We start from the raw sequence: 12,423 nt of genomic DNA, 5'->3' as shown, positions 1-12,423 counted from the left end.
GGCCTAACGAACCCCGATGACCGAGGAAAACTGGGAGCTCTCGAGCGGGAGCGGCGGGGTGGATTCGCTGCCGAAGCAGATCCCGGAGGAGCTACTCGGCTACTTGTAGGAGGCGCTCGGGGAGAACGTGCGTGCCGTCGCCCACTACGATCACAACTCCGCCGATATCCGGACTGCCGACGGCGTCGGCGACGGCGTCACCGACGACCACGTCCAGGAGATCATCGACGACCTCCGACTGCAGGACGTCTCCCAGACCAGACAGGAGAGCCTCTTCGACGTCGGGTCGCTGTACTGCACGATCCGGGCGTTCGACGACGCGCTCGTCGTCCACTTCATCCAGGGCGACGCCCGGGGGACGATGATCTCGCTCGAACCGTCGACGGCGCCGGGTCTCACCGAGTTCATCTACGACGTGCTCGGAATCCTCCACGAACACTCCGAACAGGAGATCAACCGCGCCCCGCAGTGGACGGGATCGAAGCAGGACTGACCGGCGGCTGACTGCGGAGCAGGCGTGCAGGGCGCTCGAACAGTCCACGGTTTCTGGACCCTCGACGTGATCTCACAAAACCTATTCCCCGACCCCCGGAGGGGAGAGCCATGCCTGGAGCCAGCGTCAGTCGGGGCGAGCGGGTGACGCTCCGGACCGTCGAGGAGGAGGATCGGGCGTTCTGCCAGCGGGCGTCGGCCAACCCGGAGATCCGGATCCCGATCGGGAACCCCCTGCGGAGCCGGACGGAACTCGGCGACGTGGCCGAGTCCGAGGGCGACCAGTTCCTCGTCTGTCTGGACGGCGCGGGGCCGGGGTCGCCCGATGAGTCGGCGCTGACCCGGGTCGGCTGGGTCGGCGTCGAGGACATGAGCTACCGGCGGCCGGAGCTCTCCTACTGGCTCGCGCCGGAGTTCCACGGCGAGGGGTACGGCGGCGAGGCGGTGGGGCTCGCAGTCGACTACGTGTTCGCGACGTACGACCACCCCGCGGTGGGCGCGATCGCCTACGAGTTCAACGACGCCTCGCGGGGGCTGCTCGAGTCGCTCGGGTTCGAGCAGGAGGGGCGCGTGCGCCGGGATCGGTTCATCGACGGCGAGTACGTGGACACGATCCACTACGGGCTGTTGCGGGAGGAGTGGCGGGAGTAACAGGCTCATCGACCGCGAGCCGGATGGGTGTTCGTGGTGGACTAACGTCTGGCAGTTCATGCAGCCGTACGCCATCGACGACTACGAGGAACTGATCGAGCGCACCACGACCGAGATCAGCTCACCGGTGGATCAGCTGTCCGTGATCGGGGTGGCGGCGTCCGGGAGATCCCCCTCCTGAAGAACGCGGGCGTCGTACCCGTCCTCCTCCAACGTCACCACCGCCCCGGCGAAATCCGACCAGTACACGTTGTAGTGGTTGCCGTCGTCGGCCACGAGCGTCCGCTCCTCCACGAGATCGTGTTCTCTGAGTGTTTCGATCCGCCGATAGATCGTCGCTTCAGAGAGATCGAGCTGTTCTATCAAATCATTTACTGGCCCGGGCTTCCTAACGATAGCCGCCAACACGGTCCGCGTGCGCTCGTCACCGATCGCTTCGAGAACCCCGTTGCCAGCCCTGTCTTCCTGCATGTGTTTTTTGGCTGTCCATGTCAGCACTTATGCGTTCTCGTCTTTGATAACAAGTTTATATAGGTTTTCTCAAAATCCGAATATGCTGTCATAGTTATATGATAAGTTGAGCCATGATGTTTCGATATGAGCCGCGATCTGGGAACTGTCAATATGCCGTCTTCGGACGACGAATCCACCCGCACCGAGACGCGGAGGTCCGCGGCTGCCGCGTCGGAACCGGCCTCAGGGGCAACCGTCGACCAACTCTACGAGGAACTACGTTCACTCGAGGAGGAGCCACCCGAAATGGACGTCCGCATGACCCCGGAACAGCAGTCCGAGGTCGTGCTCGAACACGTCGAGCGATCGCTGTTCGACGGCGCGGAGTTCACGTTCGACGAGTCGACGGTGAAAGACAACCTCGAAGAGATCCTGCTGGTGCTGGTCGCACACCGTTCGTCCAACACGAACGGAAAGAGCCTCATGGGTGACCTCACGACCATCTTCGGCACCAGACTCAGCCCCGGGACGGTCTACCCGCAGCTCCACGACCTCGAGGAGGAGGAGGTGCTCCGGGTGCAGGAACTGGTCCGAACGAAGGAGTACGAGGTCGACGACGAGGACGCGCTCGTCGAGCGTGTCACGGCCGCGATGGAACAACACCTGACGCTTGGGCTCTTCCTGCGGTCTGCCCTCGACGAGCTGTCGTAGTTCTCACGCCGCCCCGAGTCGCCGCGCTGTCGACGTGCTCTCCAGTGGCGAGTCCACCGGCAGCGACTGTCGTTCTCACACAGTCACGAGCCGTCGGGCTTCTGTGATTCACACACCGTTTCGAGTCGGCCGGCAGTCCGCCGGCGCCGTCGACGCCGACCCGGCTCAGCTCCGCCCGTCGAGCTCGAGATCGGAGTTCGCGAGCAGCGTCCCCACGACAGCTTCGGGCGGGGTCGCCGGCGCCACCTTCTCGGCGTACCACCGCAGCAGCGACTCGAAGGCGTCTGCCACGTCGTTGGTCTCGACGCGGAGACTGTCTGCGTCGTCCTCGTGTCGGGCGTGGAGTTCGAGCGCGTAGGCGCCGTCGAGGTCGTCGAGCGTTCGACCCGCATCGCTGCCGGGGTCCGGCGCGTGCGCGCCGGCCGGTGGCGCTTCCACCCGCTCGTCCAGACTGACCACGTACCGGTCCTCGCCCAGCGGCTGGACGTGTTCGTCACTCGATCCCTCCCGTTCGGTCGTCGTGTCGTCAGTGTCGTCGTCGAGCATCTATCGCGTCCGTGGTGGGTCTCCCGCCGAATCGTTACTGGAGCCAGTACTCGATCGCTTCAGTCTGGGAAAAAGGCGAACGCAGTCACACGGTCGGCGCGTCACACCGGACGCAGCCGGCTGCCGTGTGTGGTCGTCGTCGCGAGCGCCTACACTTCCACGAAGTCGCCCGTGAGCACTTCCGGCACGCTCACGCCGTAGACCGTCTCCGCGCCCGACTGGTCGACGATCCGCAGCTGGGCGTCCTCGCCCTCGGCGAGGCCGCTTTGGATGTCGCTCGTGTTGATCGTGATCTCGATTCGCTGATTCGTGTCCTCGAGGACCGTGTCCTCGCTGCCGACGATCGCTTCCGTCGAGAATGCCGTTCCGTTGGCCGAGCCCCCTTGAGTCAGCGTCACCGAACTACTACTACTCGTATACTCGATCGTGGCCGCGCTGAGGTCGATTGGGTCAGACCCCGGCGACTTCTTCACGACCAGCGTGACGTTATCGACGTTGCTATCGCCGCCGGTCGCGCCCGTTGCGGACACGACGTCGATCTGGTTGGATACCTGTGCTTGTGCGTCCTCCCCGGTATCGGAGGCACGCGTCTGGAGATCATCCGCCGTGTTGATGAGGACCCCCGCGGCGACCGCGGCGACCAGCACCAGCGCGATGAAGATGATCAGCGTCCCGATACCGACCTGTCCGCGGTCGGCGTCGTCTCGTGATGGTAGTTTCATTGTCGTAGTCTCACTCCCTTATCGGATGGGTTCGTTCCCATCTCGTTCACCGGGGGGTATCCACTTAGTATAGCGAACGGTTTCGCCGACCGTATCGAGACTCGAAACGCGACTCGAGTTCGCCCCGCGACCTATGTGCTCGGTGGTTCTGTATTCTCACAAGAGCGTCGACGGCACAGTACGCGGGAAGAAAACTATGTTCGAAATCATCAGCAGCATGTTCAGCTCGAACGACGACGAAAACACCGACGAAGGACCGACCGACACGGCGGACGGCGACCCGTCCGCGAACCCGGAGCCGGAAGCGCCAGAAAGCGATCGGGAGGCGCTGGGTGGGGACGAGGGCTCGCCCGTGAAAGTATCCGCCCCCGAAGACGACGGGCCGGACGTCAACGAGCTCGACGTCCGACTCGACGAACTGGACGACGAGCTCTCGTCGACGGAGTCCTCGGTCCGCGCCCTCCAGAACTCCCAAGAGGAGATGGCGGACTCGATCGACGAGATGAACGACACGGTCAGACAGCTCGTCGGCGTCTACGACCGGCTCGCAGCCGAGGAGAACCCGTTCGTCGACGATCCGACCGAGGCGGCGGGCGGCGCTTCGCCGATGGCCGGGGTCGACGGCGAGGCGGCCGACGCGGCGGTCCCGGACGCGGATCCGGCCCCGGACGAACCCGCACGCGACGACCACGCCCCGGCGGAGGAGTCGGAGGCGGCGGCGGATCCGGTCGTCTCCTTCGACGATCTTCAGGAGGAGCCGGCGGCGGATCCGTTCGATGCGGCTGCCGAGTTCGAGACGGGTTCGGCCCCCGACCACCAGGAGCGCCGGGGCGGGGACGACGACGCCGCTCGGGACTCACAGGCCGCGGACGGCGGCCCGGTGCTCGAGTCGATCCCCGACGGCTACGCGGGCGAGGTGCTCGTGATGGAGTGGCTGGCGACGCTGATGGACCGGTCCGGGCCCGCGGGTGCGTTCCGCGCGGTCGACTACTACGAGAACGTCGGCTGGATCTCCCCGAAAGTCGAGGAGCGACTCGTCGACGTGATCGGTGGGCCGGCGCTCGACGTGTTCGTCGACCCGACACAGGCCCGCGAGCCGACCGCCGAGGAACACGCCGTCTCACACGAGTACATTCGCGTGCTCGCCTGTCTGAACGATATCTGATGGGGTTCAGCGTCAGCGGCGCGACGGCGGTGATCTTCATCGGCCTCCTCGTGAGCGCCGCGACCGTCTACCCGGCGGTCGACCGCTACGCCGACCGCCGATCGGCGGCGGCAACGGCGGCCGAGGAGCGAGATCTGACCCGACAGAACACCGCGATCGAATTCGTGAACGCGACGTACAACGAGAGTACGGACGAACTTACTGTCACGATCCGGAACACCGGCGCGAGCAGCCTCTCCGTCGCCGCGACCGATCTCCTCGTCGACGGCGAGTACGCCCGGCCGACCGCGGCCAACACGACCGTCGAGGGGATCGCGACAACCGACATCTGGGCCCCCGGGGAGACGCTCAGGCTGACACTCTCCCGGGCCTCGGCGCCGAACCGGACTAAGGTCGTGAGCGGGCCGGGTGTCGCCGTTACCGCCCGGGTGGAGGTGCGCTGAATGGCGAGCGCGTCGGTGTCGGAACTGATCCTGTTCATCGCGGCGGTGAGCGTCGCCGCCGCCGTCTCGGGTGTAATGGTCACGACTGTCGGGGGGATCTCCGACTCCCTCGACGAGCGAGGGGCCGACGTGGCCGCCGACATCGACACCGACATCGACGTGATCAGCGATCCGGGCAGTGACGCCGTCTACGACGACGAGAACGAGTCGGTCCGCATCCTGGTGAAAAACACCGGTCGGCGGACGATCGGAACGGACGGGTCGAGCATCGAAGTGCTGGTCGACGGGAAGTACGTCTCGCCCTCCGAGTACTCCGTCAGCGTGATCGGCGGCGGCGAGTGGTACGAGGGCGGCGTCGTCCGGATCGTCGTGAACGAACCGATCGCGAGTGGAGACCACCGTGTCACCATCATCGTCGAGAGCGAACGTGAGACCCTCCGTTTCAGAACATGAACTACCTGTCAATCGGACTCGAGTCACGAGATCGTGTCAACAACGCAATCGGCGGCGGCATCCCCGAGGGGAGCCTCGTGCTCGTCGAGGGCGGGACGGGGGCCGGGAAGTCGGCTCTGACCGCACGGTTCGTCTACGGGCTCTGTGAGGAGGGGACGGCCGTCGGGCTGGTCTCGACGCAACTCTCGACTGGCGAGTTCGTCGACCAGATGCACTCGCTGTCCTACGATGTTGTCGACCACCTCCTCGACGGCCACCTCCGGTACTTCCGGGCGCCCACCGAGGCCGATCGCCCGCTGCTGCACCGCCTCGTGGAGCCGAGCCCCCTCTGGGACGCCAGAACCGTCGCGGTCGACGGCTTCGGCTCGCTCTGTCGCAGCGACAGCTGGTTCGGCGGGCAGCTCGGTTCGGGCGACGAGGATCGGGCGATGGAGCGCGTCATCGGCCAGCTCGATCCCGCGCTGGCCGCCGACAAGGTGGTCCTGCTCACGGTCGACCCCGACAGCGTGACCGAGCGGGCGCTGCGGCCGCTGCGTTCGGCCGCCGACGTCTACCTCGAACTCCGCAGCGAGACCGTCGGCAACAACATCCGGAAGAAGGCGATGGTCCGTCGCTTCTCGGGGATGCAGAACCCGGTCGACGACACGATCGGCTTCTCGATCCAGCAGGGCCGCGGCCTCGTCATCGAATCGCGAACCATCGCATGAGATCGAACACTCGACTCACGGACGACCTGCGCGCGGTAACGGAGGCCCAGCCCCACGTCCGTGACCACCTCCAGTCGCTCTACGAGGAGACCGGTACGTACCCGGTGTACGCCGAGGAGCCGACGGAGGAACACGCGGACGGGGAGGCGAACGTCCTCTACCCGGCCGAGCCCCCGATCTACGTCCACGTCCACGGGGGAACCGGCCGCGACCCGACGTACCGCTGTCTGGAGCCGACGCTGTCCGACGAGGAGCAACAGCTGTACGAGCAGGTCCGGACCGAGGTGCTCGACCGTTCGGTCACGAAGCCCGCACCCGCCGAGGGCGACGACTTCACCGAGCATCTCGACGAGCTCGTCGACGAGATCCTGACCGTCGACGCTAGGGGGGGGTCCACCCTCGACCGGCTCCGGTCCTCGCTACTGGGCGACCAGTTCGTCGTCGACCGCGAGACGTACGATCGGCTCCGGTACGTCCTCCAGCGGGACATCGTCGGGCTCGGTCCGCTCGAACCCGTGATGGCCGACCCGATGAACGAGGACATCCACGTCATCGGCCCACACGCCTGCTACGTCGAACACGGCGTCTTCGGCATGACCGAGACGAGCGTCGACTTCGGCGACCTCGAGACGTTCAGCAACTGGATCCGGAACATGGGCGAACGGATGAACTCGCCCGTCTCGGACTCCGACCCCGTCATCGACTCGACGCTTCCGAACGGCTCGCGGATCAACATCATCTACTCGGACGACGTGAGCATCAAGGGGCCCTCGCTCACCGTCCGACAGGGGGAGGACGTCCCGCTGTCGATTTTCCAGATCACCAAGTGGGGGACGCTGTCTCCCGAACTCGCCGCCTACCTCTGGCTCTGCATGGAGAACGAACAGACCGTGTTCGTGGTCGGAGAGACCGCCTCCGGGAAGACGACCACGCTCAACTCCATGTTCTCGTTCATCCCGCGGGACCACAAGATCTACACCGCGGAGGACACCGCCGAAGTGATGCCCCCCCACGACAACTGGCAGCAGCTGCTCACCCGTGAGAGCAACGGCGACGGTTCGGACGTGGACATGTTCGACCTCGTGGCCGCCGCCCTCCGATCGCGCCCGGACTACATCGTCGTCGGGGAGGTCCGTGGTGCCGAGGCTCAGATGGCGTTTCAGGCGGCCCAGACGGGCCACCCGGTGCTGCTCACGTTCCACGCCAGCGATATCGTCTCGATGATCCAGCGGTTCACTTCGAACCCGATCAACGTCCCCGAGACGTTCATGGACAACTGCGACGTGGCGCTGTTCCAGAACCGTGTCAAACAGGGCGACGAGGTGCTCCGGCGGGTCACGAGCGTCCAGGAGATCGAAGGGTACTCCGAACACGAGGGCGGGGTCGTCACCCGTGAGACGTTCGGCTGGGACCCCCGGGACGACGAGGTCACGTTCAAGGGTCGGAACAACAGCCACGTCCTCGAGGACGGGATCGCGACGCTGCTGGGCTACGACGACACCCGGCGCATCTACGACGAACTCGACCGCCGCGCCGAGGTGATCCGTCGGCTCATCGACGCCGACGTGACCGGCTACCACGAGGTGAACGAGGCTATCGAGACGTTCCAGCGCGACGGCGTCGAGGCGCTCCCGATCGACATCCACGGCCTCACGGCCGGTGGAGAGCCGTGAGCACCGCCGAGGGAGACGGGGACGGCTGGAACCCTGGAGTGCGCGACGTCGTCCGGTCGGTGTTCGAGGCCTACCGCTACATGGAGATGTCCGTCGAGCGGTACGTGCTCATCGTCCTGCTGCCCGGTATCGCCGTCGCCGTCGCCGTCGCGGTTGCCCTCGTTCTGTTCAGCCCCCCGCCGCTCGTCGCGGCACCGGCCGTCCTCCTCGGCGTGCTCGCCCCCACGGCGGCGTTCGTCTACCCGAAGATCATCGCCGACCGGAAGCGCCGAGAGATCCGCGGGCAGTTCCACCTCTTCCTCACCCACATCACCGTCCTCTCCATGACGAACATCGATCGCGTCGAAGTGTTTCGGACCCTCGCCGGCGTTGAGGAGTACGGTGCACTCGCCGAAGAGATGGGCCGGATCACCGCGCTCGTCGACACGTGGAACCAGTCCCTCGACGACGCCTGCCGGCGCCGGTCCGAGCGCGTTCCCTCTGAACTGCTGTCGGACTTCCTCGGGCGAATGGCCTACACCGTCGGCGCCGGGCAGGGGCTCGACGAGTTCCTCCTCGACGAACAGGAGTCGATCATCCAGGAGTTCGTCATCCGCTACGAGTCGGCGCTCGACAAACTCGACGTCATGAAGGAGCTCTACCTCTCGCTGATGCTCTCGGTGACGTTCATTCTCGTGTTCGCGACGGTGCTCCCCATCCTGATCCCGGTGCCACCCACGCTGCTGCTCGGCGGCATCATCGTTCTGTTCGGGATCGTCCAAGCCGGCTTCGTGTTCCTCATTCACAACATCGCGCCGAAGGATCCGGTCTGGCTCGCCCCCGAGAGCGACCACTCGCCGATGCACCGCGTCCGCCCGGCGATCGTCGGCGGCGTCGCGCTCTCGGGGCTGGCCGTGGCCGGCGTGCTCGCAGTCGGCCTCGGGCTCACGCCGCTGGCTTCGGACGTGCTGCCGACGCCGATCTACCTCGCGATCCCGACGACGCCGCTGCTGCTTCCGGGGCTGGCGATGCGCCGAGAGGAGCAGCGGGTGACCGAGCGCGATCAGGGGTTCCCGTCGTTCATCCGCGCGCTGGGCGGCGTCGAGTCCGTCAAACAGACTTCGACCGCGAACGTCCTCGAGTCGCTCCGGAAGAAAGATTTCGGCGCGCTGACGGACAACGTCGACGACCTCTACAAGCGGCTTCGGACGCGGATCGACACGGAGTCCTCGTGGCGGCTGTTCGCCGCAGAGACGGGGTCGTACCTGATCCAGAAGTTCGGCGATATGTACGTCGTCGGCCGCCGGATGGGCGGGGAACCTCGACAGCTCGGCCGGGTGATCTCGACGAACTTCAACGAGGTGCTCCGCGTCCGCGAGCAGCGCCAGCAGGCGACGACGACGTTCGTCGGGATCGTCTACGGCGTGACGGCGGCGGCGATGTTCTCGGCGTTCATCGGGCTCGGCGTCGCCGAGCAGATGCTCGAGATCACGTCGGGGATCGCCGAGGGGAACGAGCAGTTCGTCGACTCGCTGTTCTCGACGGCGAGCTACGATATCGCGGTCATCGAGTTCCTCCTCCTCACTGTCGTGTTGCTGAACGCGCTGTTCTCGTCAGTGATGATCCGGATCACCGACCGCGGGCACTTCGTGAGCGGGCTCCCCCACTACGTGGCGCTGGTCTGGACCGGCGCGCTGGTTGCCACCGTCACCGAAATCGTCGTCGCTGGGCTGCTCGCCTGAGCGCGACTCAACTCTCGAAACGCTCCCCCCACTTTAGGTGGCGGTGGCCCAACGCCGACCCATGCCAGACGTCTCCGGAACGCGCCCGTTCCTCGAGGGACCCCTCGACGGCTCCGAACCGCTCCTCCAGTGGGTCAAGTACCTCGGCACGACCTTCGGCACCGCCGGCGCGCTCTGTTCGCTCCGGTACTACGAGGGGTTGTCGTGGATCTCTCCGGGGGTCCGTCGGGAGGTCGAGCAACACCTAGAGGCGCTCTCGCTCGAGGAGACACACTCGAAGAAGTACGACGAGCCGGGTCATCCCACCGGTCCGCTCTCCCCGCTCGCGGGAACCCCCTTCGGCGCCCACGCGAAGTCGCTCCGGTTCATCGCGAGGCTGGCCGACGACGACCTCGAAGGCGATATGCTCCGCGCGAAGTTGGCCAAACACCGCATCGACGGCGATCTCGTCCAGCCGGCGGAGGACCCCGAGTCCTCCTTCTCGTCGGCTTCGGAGCCGTAAGCGGTCGGCGTTCGACCCGTTTCCGGCTTCCACCGTCGGTGCGGGGCTCTGACAGCCGCCGGAACGGACGACGCGACTCTCGTCTGCTCGGTCGGCAACTCCGGCCGGCGGTCGTCGAGTAAGTTACTTCCCCGCTCCCCCAAAACGCCCGACGTATGGAAACGAGCGAGGGGTTCGACGAGGTCGTCCACGAGCCGGATCGGGAGTTCGTGGAGTCGACCAACGTCTGGCAGTTCATGCAGGCGTACGGTATCGACGACTACGAGGAGCTGATCGAGCGCACCACGACCGAGATCGAGGGCGAGCCCGAGTCGGGCGTCGACTGGTTCTGGGACGAGATGGCGGACTACCTCGACGTGGAGTTCTACGAGGCCTACGATACGGTCCGTGACAACAGCGACGGGCCGCAGTTCACCGACTGGTACCCCGGCGGCGAGATCAACATCGCCCACAACACGCTGGACCGCTACGCCGAGGCTGACGCCCCCGAGCGCAACACGGTCGCCTGTATCTGGGAGGGCGAGGACGGCGAAGTCGACGAGCGGACGTTCCACGACCTCTACCGGCAGGCCAATCGCGTCGCGAACTACCTCGAGGAGGCGGGGATCGAGACCGGCGACACCGTTGGCCTCTACATGCCGATGGTGCCGGAGGTGATCTCGATCCTCTACGGCTGTTTCAAGGTGGGCGCGATCGTGGTGCCGATCTTCTCGGGGTTCGGCGTCGAGGCGACCGCGACCCGGATCGACGACGCCGAGCCCTCGGTGCTGTTCACCGGCGACGGGTTCTACCGTCGCGGGAGCCCCGTCCGGCTGAAGGCGGGCTCCGACGAGGCGATCGAGCAGGCCGGCCACGTCGAGAACGTCGTCGTGTTCGACCGGCTCGGTGATCGTGAGAACCCCGAAGTAGACGTGCCGTGGGACGACGACCGCGACGACTGGTGGGGCGACACGGTCGCCGAGCAGGACGGCGAGTACGACACCAAGTCGCTGCCGTCGGATCAGGAGTCGATGCTGCTGTACTCCTCCGGGACCACGGGCGAGCCGAAGGGGATCGTCCACACCCACGCCGGGGTGCTGACTCAGTGCGCGAAGGAGATCCACTTCGGCTTCGACCAGAAGGAGTCCGACCGCTTCTTCTGGGTCAGCGACATCGGCTGGATGATGGGGCCGTGGACGCTGATCGGCAACCACCACTTCGCGGGCACGACGTTCATGTACGAGGGCGCGCCCGACCACCCCCATCCCGGCCGATTCTGGGAGATGATCGAGGAGCACGGGATCACCACGTTCGGCGTCTCCCCGACTGCGATCCGCGCGCTGCGCAAGCACGGTGACGAAGTCGTCGAGCAGTACGACCTCTCCAGCCTCCGGCTGCTGGGTTCGACGGGCGAACCCTGGGACCCCGAGTCGTGGCTGTGGTACTACGAGCAGGTCGGCGGCGGCGAGGCGCCGATCATCAACATCTCCGGCGGCACCGAGATCTGTGGCTGCTTCCTGATGCCGCTGCCGATCAACGATCTCAAACCCGGCACGCTGGGCGGCCCGGGGCTGGGGATGGACATCGACATCGTCGACAACGACGGCAACTCCGTGAAGGAGGACCACGAGCGCGGCTTCCTCGTCGCGCGTGACTCCTGCCCGTCGATGACCAAGAGCCTCTGGTCGGGCGACGAGCGCTACCTGGAAGAGTACTGGTCGACGTGGGACGATCTCTGGGACCACGGCGACTTCGCCCAGAAGGACGAGGAGGGGTTCTGGTTCCTCCACGGCCGCGCCGACGACGCGCTCAACGTCGCCGGCCGGAAGGTCGGCCCCGCCGAGATCGAGGGCGTGCTTGTCGAACACGGCGACGTGAACCAAGCCGCCGCCGTTGGCGTCCCGGACGACACCACCGGCACCGCGGTCGTGACCTACGTCATCCCCGAGGAGGGCGTCGAGTCGAGCGACGAACTCGCCGAGGAGCTCCGCGAGCTGGTCGGCGAGGAGCACGGCAAGCCGTTCCGCCCTCGCGAGATACTGTTCGTCGACGAGTTCCCCAAGACGCAGTCGGGGAAGGTGATCCGCCGCGCGATCGAGGCGGCGTACAAGGGTGAGGACCCCGGGGACCTCTCCTCGATGGAGAACCCCGAGGCGTTCGACGAGCTGAAAGACGCGTCGTAGCGCCACCGAACCGCTCTTTGTG

At 66.2% G+C, this 12,423-nt stretch carries 14 protein-coding genes; 11 read left to right on the top strand and 3 right to left on the bottom strand.

Annotation, left to right across the window (positions count from 1 at the left end):
* Positions 1–127: 127 nt before the first annotated feature.
* A complete protein-coding gene (locus tag BN1959_RS08420) occupies positions 128–493 on the top strand; it encodes a hypothetical protein (RefSeq protein ID WP_053948234.1) in 366 nt (121 codons plus the stop codon).
* Between the two features lie 110 nt (positions 494–603).
* On the top strand, positions 604–1,143 hold the full coding sequence (locus BN1959_RS08415; protein ID WP_053948233.1) for a GNAT family N-acetyltransferase: 540 nt from the start codon (positions 604–606) through the stop codon (positions 1,141–1,143).
* A 132-nt stretch (positions 1,144–1,275) separates the two neighbouring features.
* Here BN1959_RS08415 and BN1959_RS08410 read toward each other — a convergent pair whose 3' ends face one another.
* Positions 1,276–1,614 (bottom strand): winged helix-turn-helix domain-containing protein, encoded by a 339-nt coding sequence (locus BN1959_RS08410; RefSeq protein ID WP_053948232.1) that lies wholly within the window; start codon positions 1,612–1,614, stop codon positions 1,276–1,278.
* 300 nt (positions 1,615–1,914) lie between these two features.
* On the opposite strand from BN1959_RS08410, the gene BN1959_RS08405 reads away from it, so the two are divergent.
* Positions 1,915–2,307 (top strand): helix-turn-helix transcriptional regulator, encoded by a 393-nt coding sequence (locus tag BN1959_RS08405; protein WP_202594660.1) that lies wholly within the window; start codon positions 1,915–1,917, stop codon positions 2,305–2,307.
* Between the two features lie 165 nt (positions 2,308–2,472).
* Here the strand turns inward: BN1959_RS08405 and BN1959_RS08400 are convergent, their stop codons facing one another.
* A complete protein-coding gene (locus tag BN1959_RS08400; protein WP_053948230.1) occupies positions 2,473–2,853 on the bottom strand; it encodes a DUF7500 family protein in 381 nt (126 codons plus the stop codon).
* Positions 2,854–3,002: 149 nt separating this feature from the next.
* Complete coding sequence (locus BN1959_RS08395; RefSeq protein WP_053948229.1) at positions 3,003–3,575, bottom strand: archaellin/type IV pilin N-terminal domain-containing protein; 573 nt, start codon at positions 3,573–3,575, stop codon at positions 3,003–3,005.
* A 196-nt stretch (positions 3,576–3,771) separates the two neighbouring features.
* Between BN1959_RS08395 and BN1959_RS08390 the strand changes: the two genes are divergently transcribed.
* From BN1959_RS08390 to BN1959_RS08355, 8 genes are all read left to right on the top strand, one after another.
* Positions 3,772–4,740, top strand: a complete 969-nt coding sequence (locus BN1959_RS08390; protein WP_053948228.1) for a FlaD/FlaE family flagellar protein — start codon at positions 3,772–3,774, stop codon at positions 4,738–4,740.
* Positions 4,740–5,183, top strand: a complete 444-nt coding sequence (locus BN1959_RS08385; protein WP_053948227.1) for a hypothetical protein — start codon at positions 4,740–4,742, stop codon at positions 5,181–5,183. The genes BN1959_RS08390 and BN1959_RS08385 overlap by 1 nt, the downstream gene beginning before the upstream one ends.
* Entirely contained in the window at positions 5,184–5,636 is a 453-nt protein-coding gene (locus BN1959_RS08380) for a hypothetical protein (protein WP_053948226.1), read from the top strand.
* Complete coding sequence (locus BN1959_RS08375) at positions 5,633–6,343, top strand: ATPase domain-containing protein (protein ID WP_053948225.1); 711 nt, start codon at positions 5,633–5,635, stop codon at positions 6,341–6,343. The genes BN1959_RS08380 and BN1959_RS08375 overlap by 4 nt, the downstream gene beginning before the upstream one ends.
* The gene (locus tag BN1959_RS08370) at positions 6,340–8,016 is read left to right on the top strand and encodes a type II/IV secretion system ATPase subunit (protein ID WP_053948224.1); all 1,677 of its coding nucleotides are present in this window, start codon (positions 6,340–6,342) and stop codon (positions 8,014–8,016) included. The genes BN1959_RS08375 and BN1959_RS08370 overlap by 4 nt, the downstream gene beginning before the upstream one ends.
* On the top strand, positions 8,013–9,737 hold the full coding sequence (gene flaJ / locus BN1959_RS08365; RefSeq protein WP_202594659.1) for an archaellar assembly protein FlaJ: 1,725 nt from the start codon (positions 8,013–8,015) through the stop codon (positions 9,735–9,737). Before BN1959_RS08370 ends, flaJ begins: the two co-directional genes overlap by 4 nt.
* Positions 9,738–9,798: 61 nt before the next feature.
* Positions 9,799–10,239 carry a FlaD/FlaE family flagellar protein gene (locus tag BN1959_RS08360; RefSeq protein ID WP_053948223.1) on the top strand — a complete coding sequence of 147 codons (441 nt, stop codon included), beginning with the start codon at positions 9,799–9,801 and terminating at the stop codon, positions 10,237–10,239.
* Positions 10,240–10,394: 155 nt separating this feature from the next.
* Positions 10,395–12,401 carry an AMP-binding protein gene (locus BN1959_RS08355; protein WP_053948222.1) on the top strand — a complete coding sequence of 669 codons (2,007 nt, stop codon included), beginning with the start codon at positions 10,395–10,397 and terminating at the stop codon, positions 12,399–12,401.
* The last annotated feature ends 22 nt before the right edge of the window (positions 12,402–12,423 follow it).

The organism is Halolamina sediminis (assembly GCF_001282785.1).
Classification (GTDB): domain Archaea; phylum Halobacteriota; class Halobacteria; order Halobacteriales; family Haloferacaceae; genus Halolamina; species Halolamina sediminis.
This window is presented reverse-complemented; position numbering and strand designations above follow the sequence as displayed.